Raw genomic sequence first — 16,221 nt, forward strand, 5'->3', positions numbered from 1 at the left:
ACCAATAAAAGACAAATTATATTCCAATGAAAATATTCAGCTATAACTTAACGGAAAAATGGCCATATACTGTCTTAAAAACAGGGTATGTAATGGTTGCTATCGTATGGTGCATAAATATGCTATCCTGCCGGAAACAAGAGATGCTGCCCGCACAGGTATGGAACGGAAACACAAGAGCTGTAGATTTTAATGTGCAGCTGCCCGGCCATGCAGAAGCAGTTAGTACCTACGCCATTACCGAAAACGAAGAGAATGCAATAAATACAGTAAACGTATTGGCATTTAAAGTAACGAATAAAGGTTTGGAAAATGAAAGTGAAACCTTTGCATACAGTGTAACAGGAACCGGTATTTCAACACCTGATGGTGCAAATAGTGCTGGTAAAAGTTTTAAAGCCAGTCTTAAAATAGATAACGACAATAATTACCGCTTTGTAGTGCTGGCCAATGTAAGTGAGCAACTTAACGGAATAACGATAAATGAAGGGGAGCGTAAAGAAGCAGTGATGGCAAAATTGGCTTTCTCTAAAATGGGTCAGTGGAATGCCACTTCCGTAACAAATTATGATGCTTTTCCGATGTGGGGTGAAACGGAACCTGCTGTTATTACTGCAAATACAACTGCATTAAACAGCATTGCACTGGTAAGAAGTCTGGCCCGTATAGATGTAGTTCTTAAAGAAACTGCCGTGTCAAACTTTCAGCTCAGTACAGTAAATTTGGTTAATAGCTATTCTGAGGGGTTAATTGCACCTTTGAGCAATAACTTTAATGGAAATACGGTAACATCAGAAAGCATGCCGCCAGCAGCACAGCGAAACGTTAGCCCGGTTACCTATCGGGTACTTTCTCCAGGCAAAAGCCTGCAACAGGAAATCTATGCTTTTGAAAGTCCTAAAAGTTCATTACAGCCAAACCAAACCACCGGTACAGAATTAATAATTGGTGGGAGGTATAAGGGAAGTGCTGTGGATACCTATTATCGGATTGCTTTTATGGATCGGTCAGGCAACGCCATACCCTTATTGCGTAATTATAAGTACACCGTTAATATTACTGCCGTAGGCGGAGCTGGTTATGCCAGTATCTCCGATGCACAGAATAACATTCCCATAAATATGGAGGTAGAACTGAAGCAATTAGATGATGGTGGCTTAAATGTAATCAGCACAGATGGCCAGTACCTATTGGCTTTAAGTACAGATCAGGCTGAGGTGGGTGCGGCAAGCGGGCAGGTTATCCGTATCAGAATTTCTTCACTAGGTGCTTCATGGTATGCATACCGGAACCCTAAAGATACAGGCTGGATAAGTGTTGCTACAGAAATGGATTCTGCAAGCGGTAAATGGAGTTTGCTGATCTATATCAACAGCAGTAACCTAGGCGCTTCCAAGCCCAGAACGGGGAAAATCACCGTTAGGCTTGGCGATGCAAATACAACAATTGGCAGGATCAGTAAAACAATTACCATAACCCAGCGCAATACAAATTAGGCTGTAATTGATCGGAATCTTATTTTAAATGGACATGAAAACAAAAAACTATTTATTATGTGGCTTGCTGATGATGTTTATATCCTGTAAAAAGGATGCTAACATGGTATCTCCTGTTGTAAATACTTCTCCTGAAAGTAATCGCACGGTGTTGGTTTACATGGGTGGTAACAATAATCTGAGCAACGAAACTTACGACAAAATAGAGGCGCTTAAAACATCTTACACTTTGGGCATGGGCAAATTGTTGATTTTCCAGGCTGCAAAAGGTATAAGTCCAAAGCTAATGGAAATTAGTGCTGGCAATAACGGGCATGGAGAAATCAAAACACTGAAGACATATAATAACAGAAATGCAGCCAGCAGCGGTGTATTTAAAGATGTATTGCAGGATCTTGTAAAAGAAGCGCCCGCAGATTCGTATGGACTGGTGCTCTTTTCGCATGCGTCGGGTTGGTTGCCCGAGCGTACGCTGATTATGCCCCGCACTATTTTACAGGATAGCGATAAAGATATGGAACTGCCAGATTTTGCAGCAGCCATACCCGACCATTTTTTTGATTTCATGGTTTTTGAAAGCTGTTTTATGGCAGGGATAGAGGTAGCCTATGAGCTTAAAGATAAAACAGATTATATTGTGGCCTCCTCTGCCGAGATACTTTCTCCGGGTTTTATAGAAATCTACCCGAAGGTGTTGCCTTGCCTTTATAAGCCAACCGCAGATTTGGTATCCTTTGCCCAACTGTATTTTAATCATTACAACCAAAAAGAAGGTGATTTGCGTGCAGCAACGGTTGCTGTTGTAAATACCAGAACATTACCCGCGCTTGCGGCATGGGTAAGGCAGCATGTAGATGGTACTTTTTCCGCAAACGATTTAAAGGAGGTACAGCATTTCGACAGGTACCAGACGCATCGCCTGTTTTTCGATTTCGAAGATTATTACCGTCGCTTATCTCCGCCCGAAAGCCATAACGAATTAGCCATCCTGCTAAAAAATACGGTGGTATACAAAGCTGCAACTCCCCGGTTTCTATTGGGGTATAGTGGTTTTGTAATACACGAATTCAGCGGTTTAACCAGCTACATTCCCCAGGAAGATTTCGGATATCTGAATACAGCGTATAAGAAATTGAAGTGGACGGTAGCGGTAACCCATTAAAGATTATTTTATGAAACCATCATGATTATAAATCATGACAGCTTCATCGCTATTGAAGAAAAAAATAAACAAATGAAAAATCTGATATTAATAGGCTTGTTTATCCCTTGTTTACTTAACTCCTGCAATGTCTCCACCTCAAAACAGGCAGGCCACCAGGATAAGCCAGGTGTAACCGGTAATTTCGAAGAAACCATTAATGATACCATACTGCACTATTGGGACAACCTCAATGTGAGTGATACGGCAACACTTTTTAGAAAAGAGGTGGGCGAGCAACAACTGGTTGATTATCTGTATTTGCTAAATAAAACATCGGCAGGTTCAGCTCATGATGGTTTAATCACTTTGTTGGATAAAATGTTAACCAATCAGGCCTTATTCGATCATTTTATCAGTCTTATCGAAAAATATCTTGATCATCCTGATTCTCCGCTAAGGAACGAAGAGCAGTATATTTCCGTGTTGGAGTACTGTATAAAAGATGAACGGTTAGATGCCAGATATAAGATAAGGTCACAATACCAGTTGAGCATGTTATATAAAAATAGGTTGGGCCATGCAGCAGAAGATTTTAACTACAGCACACCTTCTGCTGATCAAGGTAGTTTGTATAAGATAGATGCCCCGCTCACATTGTTGCTTTTTTATGATCCCGATTGTGAAAACTGTAGGGAAACCATCAGCCAGCTATCCAATAGCAAAATGCTGAAAGCGATGCAGCGTAAAAAAGAATTGCAGGTATTGGCTATTTACACAGCAGACAATCTTGGTCTTTGGAAGGACTATGCCTCTTCAATACCTGCCGAATGGATAAATGGCAGCGATAAGCAGCAAATACACAAACAAAAAAAATACGATTTACGGGCGTTTCCAACGTTTTATCTGCTGGACAAAGATAAAAAAGTGTTACTGAAAGATGCCTATATTGATGTAGTTATGGATACCCTGGGTACGATTGCAAATAAAAAAATTGGTTAATCAGCGGTCAAAATCGATGTAAAATATATATTTATAGATATGAAATGTTTTAAAGTTCCGAATCAGGTTTGGATTGTATTATGCTTATTGCTTATCTCAATTAACATCCTTGCGCAACAACGTAAACAGGATTTAAAAAAGGCAATCGAAACCATCGCCGGTAAACACGCCGCTAAAATAGGTTTTGCGGTAGCTGATCTCCAGAATGCGGATACCATTGGGTTTAATGGAACAGTCCATTATCCAATGCAAAGTGTATATAAATTTCATCTGGCCTTAGCTGTGCTAAAACAGGTTGATGAAGGTAAGTTGACGCTTGATCAGCAGATTCTTGTAAAAGCTAAAGATCTTTTACCCAGTACCTGGAGCCCCCTTAGGGATAAATATCCTCAAGGTAACGTGTATATTCCGCTTGCCGAAATATTGGGATATACAGTATCACAAAGCGATAATAACGGTTGCGACATCTTGTTCAGATTAGTTGGTGGGCTAGCAAAGGTAAACCAGTTTATCCACGGCATTGGCCTAAAAGATGTAGCCATTGTAGCCACAGAGGAGGAGATGCATTTAGATGAAAAAGTTCAGTTTAAGAACTGGAGTACATCTTTCTCGGCTGTACAATTGCTGAAGATGTTTTACGACAAGAAAGTACTTTCTAAATCTTCTGGTGATTTTCTCTGGGATATTATGGTAAAAACTGTTTCAGGGCCAAACAAGATAAAAGGTTTACTCCCTAAAGGAACCATAGTGGCACATAAAACGGGTAGTTCTGGTATAAATTCAGCAGGAATTACAACGGCAAGCAATGATATTGGTATTGTTGCTTTACCAAATGGGAAACATTTTGCCATTGCTGTTTTTGTATCAATGACAAAGGAAGAGGAAAAAGTAACGGATCAGATCATTGCCGAGTGCAGTAAAGCCGCCTGGGATTATTTTTCGAAATAACATATTTGTATTTCCGGTGTTTGCTATAAAACCACCAAACGTCTTTAATGCTTTTTTTCTATACTGCACTCAGTCACTGGTTCTAGGGTTTCTGATCTTCAGATTTTTCTTTAAATTAGTCTCATGAGAGAAGTCATACAGCATCACGGTGTAGATTTATCATGGACAGAGGACTTGTCGGTTCAGCTCAATGGTTACGTTGATGGAAACTTCATCTGCATTCCCGAAGAATTACAATCCGGAACCTGTTATGCTATAAAAGTAAATGAATATATATCCGTATATGTTACAGACGTAACCTATAACACCTCTATCGTTTTTCGCTACAGAAATAAAAGTAGTGATTTTGTAACCCTGCACTATGATTTTACGGAAGGTAATGCCGTAATTATTCTAAACGAAGAGCTAAAATCAGTTGGTCGCTGGGCGTATAACGAGGCTTTTGTAGACAGTTGTATGGATGTCGATTATGAAATTAAAAAAGGCAGCAAAGTTTATAGCATCACCATTTTTATTTTAAAGGAAGAAATTAAACGTCAGCTTTCATTTATTCCACAGTTCGACCAAATACTGGGTGCTTTATTTGATCCCGAGCAAAATACATTTATCCGCTTTAGTAGGGGAAGTAATCGGTCCTGGTGGATTGCTGATGAATTACGCAAAGCCAATCAGCAGGATCCCCTGTATGAAACACTCCTTAAAGGCATTGTTTATTCCTTACTCAGTGAGTATATGGATGGAATACTAACTCAGGAAATTTTGATTGAAAAGGTATCAAAAGAAGATCTGGTTGGAATTATCGAATCTCAGTCTTTTTTAATTGCAGCACTGAGAAGACCATTTCCGGGAATAAAAGAATTATCCGCCCGTGCCTGTATGTCAGAAACAAAATATAAGACTTTATTCAAAAAAATCACGGGTAACACAGCGAATTCCTTTTTTTTAGAAAATAAATTATTTCATGCCCGTGAGATGCTCGAAACTGGTTTACACACCATAAGTGAGGTGGCCGATCATTTTAACTTTACTACAGCTTCGCATTTTACGGATCAATTTAAAAGTTTGTATAATGTACCACCTAAAGATTACCTGAATCATTTTTAACCAATGAAAGAGGGAACTTTACATATCAAACACAGGTTTGAATTAACGGCTGAATGGCAGCAGGAAATCGTAGATGGCTTGGGGAATAAGTTAATCGACGATAAATACATGATTCATGATGGCCGTGCAGCTACCGGCTTTTCTTTATTTTTAGCGGTAATGCCTGGCCTGTCTGTATTGCTGATGGATGTAGTTTATCATATTGATGTGGCCTTTACAAGGATGGCCAGTCGCGAACCTCTTTACCTGATGTATTTTGATTTGAATGAAGGATTTAGCACACGCATTGTAGAAGGTGATAGACAAAAAGTGCGCTACAGTTCAGATATTGGTATGGGATTTATAGATTCTGATACACAAAGTACGCTAATCCCTTCGCCGGGGGAAAGGTATTACAGCCTTCGTATTTTTGCGAGTAAACAGCTCATCAACTCCATTGTGGGCGAGGTTACACTCTTTTTTAATACCCATGTGGATAGTGCCAGCCGGTTAATTCTTAATGAGCTGAAAGACCGTCCTTTCAATACACCTTCTTATGAATTGCTGTTAAAAGGCGTTGCACTCAGGGTATTGACCAATACGTTAAATAGGGTGAGGGAACTGGAAACTTCAGATCATAAAATGTCGAATACCGATGTTAAAGGGGTTATGGAGACAGTAAAGTATTTAACTAGTGATTTGTTGATGGATTTTCCGGGTTTAGAAACTTTGGCTGAGATAGCGGGTATGTCTATTTCCAAGTATAAAATTATTTTTTCCAAAATGATGAACAACAGTCCTCAAAGGTTTTTCACAAAAGAGAAACTATCACTGGCAAATAACTTGTTGCAAAAAGGCACTTTTGCTTCAATAAAAGATGTAGCTCTTGAACTTGGCTACGGCAAGCCTGGACATTTTGCTGCTGTTTACAAAAAAAACTTTGGATATCTTCCAAGCGATGTTTTTGTGAAAAAAGTAAGCGTTTAGATCATTCTAAATGTTTGGTGGTTAACCAAGCTGACCGATACTGAGGGATTAATTCAAACTTGAAATCCCCTGCCAGTCCGAGCGGATTGCAATTAGATAAAATCTGCTGGTGCGAGTTTTTAACTCGTATCGATATAGAAAAGCCATAGTTCTAAAATTTAGAAAGTCGCAATCTTAAACTTTCATAATTTTCGAAGCATAATAATCATAGATTATCTAAATTGCTGTAAATTAGATAAACAGAACAAAATGAGCAGAAAATATAAGTTTTATAACAAAGAGGGGCTATATTTTGTCAGCTTTGCAACTGTGTATTGGATTGATGTTTTTGTTAGGTTACAATATTTTAACATTTTGATAGAGAGTTTAGATTATTGTAGAAAAAATAAAGGCATGGAAGTTTATTGCTGGTGCATAATGCCTAGTCATGTACATTTAATATTTAGAGCAAAAAATAATAATCCAGGCGATGTACTACGCGACTTTAAAGTACATACATCCAAGAAACTTCAGAAGGAGATTAGTGAAAATATACAAGAAAGCAGAAAAGAGTGGCTGCTTTGGATGTTTAAACGAGCAGGAGACAAAACCAGTAATGTAACAAATGGCCAGTTTTGGCAACAGCATAACAAGCCTATTGAGCTGTGGTCAAATGAAGTAATTGATCAAAAAGTCGATTATATTCACAACAATCCAGTTGAGGCAGGCTTTGTAACAGAAGATTACCATTGGAAGTATAGTAGTGCAATAGATTTTTCTGGAGAAAAGGGTTTGTTAGAAATTGATATGATTTAAGTTAATTTGGATACGAGCTACAAGCTCGCACCAGCTCGGGGAAAAGGGTTTGTTAGAAATTGATATGGTTTAAGTTAATTTGGATACGAGCTACAAGCTCGCACTAGCTCGGGAATCACTCACCAGAACTATGTAAATTCATGCATGTCTTGGGTATGCCGGAAACGAAAAAAGCCCGAAATATCTCTATTTCAGGCTTTTGTTTCTTCAGCGGGGATGAGGGGATGCCTCTGCAACATCTGGAAGGAATTTTGGCCATTATTAAGGAAATTTACAAGAATAATTTGTCTTGTAATTTAAGCCTTAAAACCGCTTAAAATAAGTTGCTTGATCAATTTACGTAGAAAAATTGGACACTTTGCTGAAAAACAAATGGCAATTTTTGATATATCCAAGCTTAAATTTCGTTATATTTCCATACGCCGGAAATGGTAAGCAAAGTTAGTCCAGGTTGTTTTTCACCATAGCTAAAAACACAAATATATTTTGAATGACAAGACGGACAATCTGTTCCAAAGTACAATGTTGGTAAATCATTCACTGTCAATTCTCCAAAGTGAAGTAAATTTATGGAGGTTTCGGAGACAATTTTATTTTTTAATAATTCATTTTTAGCTAAAACCTTTTCGTTATTGTACAATTGAAAAATCGGAAAGCCTGATTCATAAGGTGTTATTTTAACGGTATTTTCATGGCCACAGGTACAACATTTGAATTTTACTGCTGCTGAGTTACCGATCTCTGCATTACTGAACATGCTTTTGGCAACAGAAACCTGTTTTTCAATGAATATTTTTTTTGAAATGGAATACATCTAAATGATTTTATTGTGCAATAACTACGCCCACAGCTCCCGGGTATTTTCCACTCGGGTTTTTCTTAATTGTTACTTTAATATACCCTTCCTGGGCCAATTTATTCCAGGTTTTTTGGTAGCCAGTAGCTGGATCGATCGGGATTTTCCACATGGTCTGCTTACCATTGCCCACCTGATTAAACCAGGGAATAATATCTGCTGTTTGGCCTTTGAAATTTAATGAATTATTTAAAACTTCGATTTCATAATAAAAATCATAAGTATTTTCTGGTTGATTCAAGGCTCTTTGCCCAAAGGTATACACATATCCATTGATGATTGGACTTGTAAAACTTCCTCCCAAGGTCGGAGCTCCTGTTCCGCTGTAGGTTCCAATCGCACCACTGTATCTATCGTATTTTTGTCCCATCGTGATTGGTGTATCATCTAATGTATTGTAACCTCCGTTTGCAGGTGGCCATTTTCCGTTTAAGTTGTTGTTTATAAATAGCGTTTCCAGTTCGCCCCACTTTTGTTTCTTGTATAAATCGTAAATCTGATCCCTCATCGTCTGGCTTACAGTGTTTGAAGGATCATAGGTCGCAGCCAGTTGGTTTGCGTTTTTGTAAAATTCAGTGGGTGCCGTAATTGGTGGTTCATCTAGAAGACCATCCTTATCTGAGCGGCAAGCCACAGAGAACAATGCAATGTTTAAAAGTAGTAGGTACTTTAATAAATTTTTCATAGCTGTTAATTTAGTTTAGTAAAATGATGATTTGGAAATAGATCGGTAATGAGAGTAAAATAAGACATTAAACCGCATGACGAATCTAATATTTTTTAATGATAAAAAATACAATTGAATAAGAATATTCGCTACATATTGCCCTCGCTGGCGCATGTGTGTCGCGTGTGAAAAATATGCAGAAGGCATGTTTACACCAAAGCGCCATTCATAAAAAAAAACCTTCAGGGTTTAAGCCTTCAGGGTTTTATTTTAGAGATTATTAGTGATTTAGTTTATCGTTCTCTCATTAGATTCTTTCAATACGAAATCAATAACTAAAGAATCACCCTTTACTAGATTAAGTGGCATAGTAGAAGAAAGTAAATATCCGATGTAGGAAGCGCGTAAAATAGTTTTTCCTGGCTTAACTTCAAGCTTGTATTGACCATTCCTATCAGTACTTGTCAGGAATGTTGTATCAGTAGATTTAATGGCAACACCTGGTAATACTCGGTTGGTCTTTTCCGTATCATACACAATTCCAGTAATAACTACTTTATCACCTTTAGTTTTAAATAAAGAATGAGTATATGTGCCTTGACGGTTTATCGAGCAGCTAGCTAAACCAATGTATATTAGCGATAGAAGCAAAATTCCTTTTTTCATAGTTATAGTATTTAAATATTTAACATCCCGATATTGTGCCTTTGCCTACCTTAGGCGTTCCGTTTCTATCTGTACCGTATTGCTCAGCAACTATAGTATCCTGAATTCTATTTTATCAGCAGTTGAAAGTGCTTTGTATGCAGGGGTAGCCTCTAATCCTCCCCATGCCATGTCGCTGTAAAATTGTGTTTTTTCTGCAGGTGTTGAAAATGTGATATTATGAAGATCTCCATACTCCATTAATCCGGCGGCAATATCATCCTTAAATTCAATTGTCATTTCAATATGCTGCACATCGTTTAGGTTCGGTCGCTTTTGTTTTTGCCATTCCACTAACATATCTGGATAACTATATTCCATTCATCTAAACCAATCAGCAGATCTTTGAAAGTATCAAGTACGTATAGGTTATCTAAAGTGTTTTCTGCATTACGGTATAAGTCTTTCTTCATGTAATGCTCAATGCGATGCTGTGTTATTTTTGATAAATCAAATACGAAACTGTAAAAACTAATCAGTTATATGCTTTTTAATAACCGAACTCAGGTTATAAGGATAGGGTGCCCCAGTGGTGCGAGTTTAAAAGGGCACCTTAAACTGCGAAAAATTGTGTGATTTTGCTATGGTCTATAAACAAAAAAAGCCTTAAACATAAGTTTAAAGCGTTTTTGTGTATTTTGATTATACATTTGCGGAGAGTGGGGGATTCGAACCCGCGGACCCTTTAACAAGTCAACAGTTTTCAAGACTGCCGCAATCGACCACTCTGCCAACTCTCCGCCGCAAAAGTACAAACTTGAAGCAAATCTGCAAATAATTTCTACTTAAATAATTTAATTAATATTTTAAGCCTTGCTAATCATTTAGTTAGTGGGTATAAAAAAAGCAAAAAGCATCAATATACAGCTTTTTTAAGCCGTTTATGTTGGGGTTTTGTGTTTGTATTTTGAATTATGCTGTCTGTTTTGGCAAGATTTTCTCGTGTTCGACCGATAAAATTCCATTTCCTTCGATGGCAAAACAGATTAATCCAACCAGTACTGAAACCGAAAACCAAAATTCTGAGTAGGGTTTAAAAATGCCTCCCGAAATATTGATAAAGAATACGGCCCCGATTAGTATAGGTAAATTAATGAGGCAAAATGTACGCGTATAGGTACCCAGGGTAATGGCTAAACCACCAATTAGGTGTAATACGATAATGAAATGTGCCAGTAAGCTGATGCTGATGGCGGTGCCTAAAAATGCACCCCGCATGAGGTTGCTAAATGCCGGCATATTGATGTAAAAATCAATGCCCTTCCAGATTAAAATAAGGCCTAATAAGATTCTAAAATAATCTAACCATTTTGGGTGGTGATGATCGCCCCAGTTCTCGATTTTCTTAAGCATTTTCATAACTTATATATTTTGGTTAATACAATTTACGCATAATAAAAGATAATAACAATGGCTGGTTAAATGTTTGATTTTGAGATGGAAAATGGAAGGAATTGAGGTGTGAGAAGGTGACGAGAATAATAATGAAAGTTCGTCATCCGATAGCTAGCTATAGGATCCCGCGAAGGCCTATCGTGTGGACACATCTTTTTTAAGAATGGTTTGGGCATCATACTAGCTGACTTTAATAAACCACAGTCTTTACCGAAGGACGCCGTCAATCCCAGGTGGCGGGAGAATCAAAAAACAGGTGCACAATGACCCAAATAGCATTGCCAAGCCTGAAACGCAGTGGTTTTGTGTTCATTAGCAATGAATTCAAAATTTAATATAAATTGAACACAAAACGAAGTGCCACTGTTTTTTGATGTGCGTGGGCGGTGAGAAGCCACATTGCTGGATTGGCAAAGCGCTTTGGGTACTTTGGCGCTCCAAAGTACCATGCCCCGCGGCATGGAGCGGTATAAGAATATTATAATTAGTGCCTCCACACGATACGAACTTTTTGGGGAGAGATCTGTATGTATAGATTTCTCGGCTACGTTGCACTCCGCTCGAAATGACGATTTATCTATGTTTACACACGCATCAATACTTGGTAATCCTTTAAAATTACCCTTTTTTCTTTCCTGCAACACTGCTGTTCAAATAATCAGTAGGCGACATTCCAAACTGTTTTGCAAAATTCCGTCCGAAATGCGATTGCGAGCTATACCCCACCATTTCTGAAATTTCGTAAATTTTCAGTAGCCCTTCATTTAAAAGTTCAGCAGCTTTTTTTAACCTCGCTAAATTAATCAGTTCATTCGGACTCAGGTTAGAAATAGATTTGATTTTCCGGTATAAGGTTGGCCTGCTCATATTCATCTTTTCCGCCAGGTGTTCTACATCCAGATCCTGATCGCTGATGTTTTTGTTAATGGTATCCTGTAATTTTTCCAAAAACAACTCATCTGCCTTAGAATGGGCAATGCTTTTCAGGTGGAGCAGGGGAGAATTGGAGAAATATTCTTTGATCTTATTTCTGTTTTTAAGCAGACTGGAAATCTGCACCTGTAAAAACTCGGGCGAAAAGGGCTTTTCTACATAGGCGTCGGCGCCAAGCTCTAAACCTTCAATTTTAGATTGTAATGAATTTTTTGCGGTAAGCAAGATAACGGGAATATGGCTAAACTCCATAGTCGATTTCACTTTTGCACAAAACTCAAAACCATCCATTTCGGGCATCATTACATCACTAATAATGAGCTGAACAATTTCACGCTGCAATATTGCCAGGGCTTCTATGCCGTTTCTGGCTTGTAAAACATGGTATTTTTCATCCAGGTCATCCGAAATAAAATCAAGGATATCCTCATTATCATCGACCAATAATACCACGTTTTTCTCAATTTCCTGTTGATCTTTCATCGTGAGCGTACCTACAATTTCTTCCATTTCCCGTTCAGGTTAAATTCAATAAGTTGATGGATGGGCAGTTCTAATACAAATATATTAAAATGATGGTCATTAATATCCAGGTACAACTCGCCGCTATGCAGCTGTGCGAGCGATTTGGAAATGGAAAGACCTATGCCAGTTCCAGTGGTGATCTGCGTTTCTTTAGCCCTGAAAAAAGGCTCAAAAATCTTCTCCCTGATTTCTGTAGGTATTTTATTGCCGTCGCTTTTAACGCAAACTTTAAATTTATCCTGTTCTGCTGATTTCGTTAAACTGATTTCAGCTGTCGTTTTTCCATATTTAATGGCATTGTCAACCAGGTTGCTGATGGTTTTGTAAAAAGCTTCTACATCGATATAGGCCTGGAATGCTTTTTCGGGCAAGTTGATGGTATAATTTATGTTCCGTTGCTCGGCTGCGGGCTGAAACTGGAGAAAAATATCCTTTAATATCTCGCTGATATCAGCCTTTACAAAGTTCAGCGAAAATTCGCTGGTTTCGGTTTTTCTGAAATCCAACAATTGGTTGGTTAGTTTGAGCAACCTATCCGTGTTTCGACCCATAATGCGTAAATTCTTTTCTATTGCGGGCACGGCATCGGCCTGTTTAATCAATTTCTCCATCGGTCCGATAATCAAGGTAAGCGGTGTCCTGATCTCGTGGGCAACATTGGTAAAAAATTCGATCTTCGCCTGATAAACTTCCTTTTGTTTTTCATGCTCAAAAACTTCCATGCGCCTGCTGTTCTTGAGTGCAATTTTTCGGTGGTACCTGCGCACCAGGAAGAAAATTATCCCGCTTATTGCGATCAAATAAAGCAGATATGCCAGGGGGCTGAGGTAAAAAGGAGGACGTATTTTGATGAGAAGTTTAACATTTTTGGTGCTCCAGGTGCTGCTTCCTTCAACCAAAGCTTTCACTTCAAAAATGTAATTGCCAGGGGCAAGTTTGGTAAAATAAACTTTCCGGTTGGTTTTTAAATACTCCCAATCTTTATAAAGCCCCATCATTTTATAAGCATACTCTGTCATTTCAGGCGATAAATAACATAAGGCAGCAAAATCGATACTAAAAGATGATTGGTTATGGTTAAGTTCGATGGTATCGGCATAAACAATCGATGTATTAGCAACAGAATCTTTCCCATGTAAACCGATTTCCAAGCTGTTGATCTGAAACCCGGTTAAAAATACCGGGGGCTCATAATTTGTTGCCTTTAAATTGGCCGGATTAAAGCTTATCAGCCCTTTTACGCTTCCAAAATACGTTCGTCCATCTTCATCCTGATAGGCAGAACTGTAGTTAAACTGATCAGTAAGTAATCCGTTGGCTTTAGAATAGGTTTTACTTAATCCCGTCGAAGGATCGAAGTGAATAAGGCCGCGTGTACTGCTGATCCAGAACTTATTCACCGCATCTTCCTCGATACGGAACAGATAATTGCTGGGGAAACCATTTTTTATTCCGTAACGCTTAAATTGATGTGTTTTCTGATCAAACCTGCAAAGTCCACCACCATCCGTAGTTACCCAAATATGCTGTTTGCTATCTTCAAAAATACTGTTTACGCTGTTATGGCTTAAACTTTTCGCATCTGTTGCAATATTCCGATAGTTCACATAGCCTGGTCTGGATAAGTTAAACTTAAATACACCATCGTTAAAGCTGCCCGCCCAGATATTGCCCTTACTATCTTCCATAACCGAATCGTAAAAAATAAATGGGAGGCCGGCAATAGGGTCGAAATCATCTCTTTTGCGATTATAAAGATAAATCCCGTTGATGGTTCCAACTAAAATTTCACCCGACCGCGTTTTACAAAAAGTAACAATAAAATTGGTACGTAAGGCATTTCCAACACCTGCCTGGTAATGTTTAATTACCTTTTCTGTTTTCAGGTCTAAAACATCCAGGCCATGTTCAAAAGTGCCAATCCAGAGTTTGTCGCCGTCAACCAATAATCCGTGGATATTGGAATAGGCAATGCTTCCCGGTTTTCCATCTGGTAAAAAGTGTTTAAACACCCCTGTTTTTACGTCGAGTTTGTTCAGTCCGGCATCCTCCGTACCAATCCATAAATGGCCATCCCGATCTTTTGTAATTTCCCTCACATCGCTTCCACTGATTGAATTTGTACCTTTTTGCGGAAAGTATTTGGTAAACAGCGAAGTATGGCTCGAATAGTAATTTACTCCTCCAAAGTAGGTTCCGGTCCAAACTCCTCCTTCACGGTCGACACAAATGCTATAAACGGCATTATCGCTTAAAGAATAATCGTTATTATATTGTTTTTTGAGGTGGATAATTGCCCCACTTTCATCATTATAAATGTAAATGCCCGATTCTGTAGCAATCCAAAATTCATGCGGGCCTGTTTTTTTGATATCCCGAACAAAAATTGGTGTTTGGTCGTCGTTTAATCTGAGTATATTTTTTGATGTTAAGGTAACAGGGTTGAAAAGTTTAACACCTTGATTGGTCGTGCCAACCAATAAATTTCCATTTTCAGTCTCTGCAATTCTGGATACCCAGCCATATTCGGTTTTGGCATTTTTGCCATTAATATTAAACTGCTGAAAATTATTCGTTTTAGGATTGTATTTTTCCAACGTTCCCTTTCCGGTACTGATCCATACACTGCCATCCTTTAAAATCGTTACCAGGGAGGCATCGAACGGTGCATTAAGGCCAAAAGCCTGTAGTTTCCTGGTACGCTTTTGATATAAATATATCTTGAATGAAGATAGAATCCATAAATTTCCACGCAAATCGCTCGCCAGGTCTGTAATCCGCATCCCTTTAGTTGCTGCAATAATGGCGAAGTTTTCTTTTGTTGCATTGTATTGATAAACGCCGTTGTTTGTACCAACCCAAAGTGTTTGCTGCTGATCGTGGTGAAGTGCAGAAATCAGATCATTGCCCAAACTGCCTGCCTTTTCAGTATCGTGGCGGTAAGTTTTAAAAGAATATCCATCAAACCGGTTCAGGCCATCTTTAGTTCCAAACCACATAAAGCCATTTCCATCCTGCACACTGCAAAAGGCCGTATTATTAGAAAGTCCGTTCTCTACCTGGTAATGCCTGAAATAATAAGGTTGTGCCCAAAGCAGGTTGGCCGAAAATAACAGGTATAAAAGGATGATGAGTTTTTTCAAGATATATTGGTCAGTAGCTTCAAATATATTAAAGAAATGTTTTGCTTTCAGGTTAATTTAAGTTTGAGAGGATTCGTAGAAAAATTGAGACAGATCGGTTTTGTGCTACAGGGCAAATTTCCATAGTTAAAACTGGAATATAAGAATGTTATGTGGTTGCAACCATGATAAACGATTTCATTTTTATTTGGAGCAGCCTTAGGAACTCAATTTTTCTATATTTGAAAAACTGTCAATTGTTAATTGCAAGCTGATTTGGGCGGTCCCTAAGCTGCGCAAAGGTCGGGCTTTTCAGGGCTGCGCTTCGCTCCGGTACCGATGAAGGATCGGTACTGAACCCTTACAATCCCTAATGCAAAACCCACTGCAAGGTCTGATCTGAATTAGGACTACAGGCCTGTGTTAAATAAACCTGATAGAACGGAAAGCCCGGAGCCCGATTTTTCATCGGGAGAGGACTTGAAGAGATAGCAGGGCTTCACTAACCGAAACGTGCCAGCCCTATCATTTCCAAAAAAAACAATAACCACTTCAGCAACATATCG

Annotated in this window: 14 protein-coding genes and 1 tRNA gene; 7 read left to right on the top strand and 8 right to left on the bottom strand. The window is 38.6% G+C overall.

Annotated features, from left to right (window positions below; all coding sequences use genetic code 11):
- Positions 1-26 precede the first annotated feature (26 nt).
- The 7 genes from IM793_RS03105 (at position 27) to IM793_RS03135 (ending at position 7,452) form a co-directional block, all read left to right on the top strand.
- On the top strand, positions 27-1,496 hold the full coding sequence (locus IM793_RS03105; RefSeq protein ID WP_193419694.1) for a FimB/Mfa2 family fimbrial subunit: 1,470 nt from the start codon (positions 27-29) through the stop codon (positions 1,494-1,496).
- Between the two features lie 34 nt (positions 1,497-1,530).
- Complete coding sequence (locus IM793_RS03110) at positions 1,531-2,658, top strand: clostripain-related cysteine peptidase (RefSeq protein WP_227256120.1); 1,128 nt, start codon at positions 1,531-1,533, stop codon at positions 2,656-2,658.
- Positions 2,659-2,730: 72 nt separating this feature from the next.
- Positions 2,731-3,639, top strand: coding sequence for a DUF5106 domain-containing protein (locus tag IM793_RS03115; RefSeq protein WP_193419696.1), 909 nt, complete (start codon positions 2,731-2,733; stop codon positions 3,637-3,639).
- A 39-nt stretch (positions 3,640-3,678) separates the two neighbouring features.
- Positions 3,679-4,587, top strand: a complete 909-nt coding sequence (bla, locus tag IM793_RS03120) for a class A beta-lactamase, subclass A2 (protein WP_193419697.1) — start codon at positions 3,679-3,681, stop codon at positions 4,585-4,587.
- A 123-nt stretch (positions 4,588-4,710) separates the two neighbouring features.
- Complete coding sequence (locus tag IM793_RS03125; RefSeq protein ID WP_193419698.1) at positions 4,711-5,691, top strand: AraC family transcriptional regulator; 981 nt, start codon at positions 4,711-4,713, stop codon at positions 5,689-5,691.
- Between the two features lie 3 nt (positions 5,692-5,694).
- The gene (locus IM793_RS03130) at positions 5,695-6,657 is read left to right on the top strand and encodes a helix-turn-helix transcriptional regulator (protein ID WP_193419699.1); all 963 of its coding nucleotides are present in this window, start codon (positions 5,695-5,697) and stop codon (positions 6,655-6,657) included.
- A gap of 249 nt (positions 6,658-6,906) precedes the next feature.
- Complete coding sequence (locus tag IM793_RS03135) at positions 6,907-7,452, top strand: transposase (protein ID WP_193419700.1); 546 nt, start codon at positions 6,907-6,909, stop codon at positions 7,450-7,452.
- 397 nt (positions 7,453-7,849) lie between these two features.
- Here IM793_RS03135 and IM793_RS03140 read toward each other — a convergent pair whose 3' ends face one another.
- From IM793_RS03140 to IM793_RS03175, 8 genes are all read right to left on the bottom strand, one after another.
- The gene (locus IM793_RS03140; protein WP_193419701.1) at positions 7,850-8,266 is read right to left on the bottom strand and encodes a hypothetical protein; all 417 of its coding nucleotides are present in this window, start codon (positions 8,264-8,266) and stop codon (positions 7,850-7,852) included.
- Positions 8,267-8,276: 10 nt separating this feature from the next.
- Entirely contained in the window at positions 8,277-8,993 is a 717-nt protein-coding gene (locus tag IM793_RS03145) for a hypothetical protein (protein ID WP_193419702.1), read from the bottom strand.
- A gap of 270 nt (positions 8,994-9,263) precedes the next feature.
- On the bottom strand, positions 9,264-9,641 hold the full coding sequence (locus IM793_RS03150; protein WP_193419703.1) for a carboxypeptidase-like regulatory domain-containing protein: 378 nt from the start codon (positions 9,639-9,641) through the stop codon (positions 9,264-9,266).
- 90 nt (positions 9,642-9,731) lie between these two features.
- Positions 9,732-10,001: a hypothetical protein gene (locus IM793_RS03155; RefSeq protein WP_193419704.1), complete on the bottom strand. Its 270-nt coding sequence runs from the start codon at positions 9,999-10,001 to the stop codon at positions 9,732-9,734.
- Between the two features lie 332 nt (positions 10,002-10,333).
- Positions 10,334-10,420 (bottom strand) — tRNA-Ser (locus IM793_RS03160).
- 172 nt (positions 10,421-10,592) lie between these two features.
- Positions 10,593-11,033, bottom strand: coding sequence for a DoxX family protein (locus tag IM793_RS03165; protein WP_227256121.1), 441 nt, complete (start codon positions 11,031-11,033; stop codon positions 10,593-10,595).
- A 660-nt stretch (positions 11,034-11,693) separates the two neighbouring features.
- Positions 11,694-12,518 (bottom strand): response regulator, encoded by an 825-nt coding sequence (locus tag IM793_RS03170; protein WP_193419706.1) that lies wholly within the window; start codon positions 12,516-12,518, stop codon positions 11,694-11,696.
- A complete protein-coding gene (locus IM793_RS03175) occupies positions 12,503-15,676 on the bottom strand; it encodes a two-component regulator propeller domain-containing protein (protein ID WP_193419707.1) in 3,174 nt (1,057 codons plus the stop codon). Before IM793_RS03175 ends, IM793_RS03170 begins: the two co-directional genes overlap by 16 nt.
- Positions 15,677-16,221 lie beyond the last annotated feature (545 nt).

The organism is Pedobacter sp. MR2016-19 (assembly GCF_014947265.1).
Classification (GTDB): domain Bacteria; phylum Bacteroidota; class Bacteroidia; order Sphingobacteriales; family Sphingobacteriaceae; genus Pedobacter.

Coding starts and splice junctions, on each gene's coding strand:
- IM793_RS03105 (WP_193419694.1), top strand. CDS start 27: ATGAAAATATTCAGCTATAACTTAACGGAAAAATGGCCATATACTGTC.
- IM793_RS03110 (WP_227256120.1), top strand. CDS start 1,531: ATGAAAACAAAAAACTATTTATTATGTGGCTTGCTGATGATGTTTATA.
- IM793_RS03115 (WP_193419696.1), top strand. CDS start 2,731: ATGAAAAATCTGATATTAATAGGCTTGTTTATCCCTTGTTTACTTAAC.
- bla (WP_193419697.1), top strand. CDS start 3,679: ATGAAATGTTTTAAAGTTCCGAATCAGGTTTGGATTGTATTATGCTTA.
- IM793_RS03125 (WP_193419698.1), top strand. CDS start 4,711: ATGAGAGAAGTCATACAGCATCACGGTGTAGATTTATCATGGACAGAG.
- IM793_RS03130 (WP_193419699.1), top strand. CDS start 5,695: ATGAAAGAGGGAACTTTACATATCAAACACAGGTTTGAATTAACGGCT.
- IM793_RS03135 (WP_193419700.1), top strand. CDS start 6,907: ATGAGCAGAAAATATAAGTTTTATAACAAAGAGGGGCTATATTTTGTC.
- IM793_RS03140 (WP_193419701.1), bottom strand. CDS start 8,266: ATGTATTCCATTTCAAAAAAAATATTCATTGAAAAACAGGTTTCTGTT.
- IM793_RS03145 (WP_193419702.1), bottom strand. CDS start 8,993: ATGAAAAATTTATTAAAGTACCTACTACTTTTAAACATTGCATTGTTC.
- IM793_RS03150 (WP_193419703.1), bottom strand. CDS start 9,641: ATGAAAAAAGGAATTTTGCTTCTATCGCTAATATACATTGGTTTAGCT.
- IM793_RS03155 (WP_193419704.1), bottom strand. CDS start 10,001: ATGGAATATAGTTATCCAGATATGTTAGTGGAATGGCAAAAACAAAAG.
- IM793_RS03165 (WP_227256121.1), bottom strand. CDS start 11,033: ATGCTTAAGAAAATCGAGAACTGGGGCGATCATCACCACCCAAAATGG.
- IM793_RS03170 (WP_193419706.1), bottom strand. CDS start 12,518: ATGGAAGAAATTGTAGGTACGCTCACGATGAAAGATCAACAGGAAATT.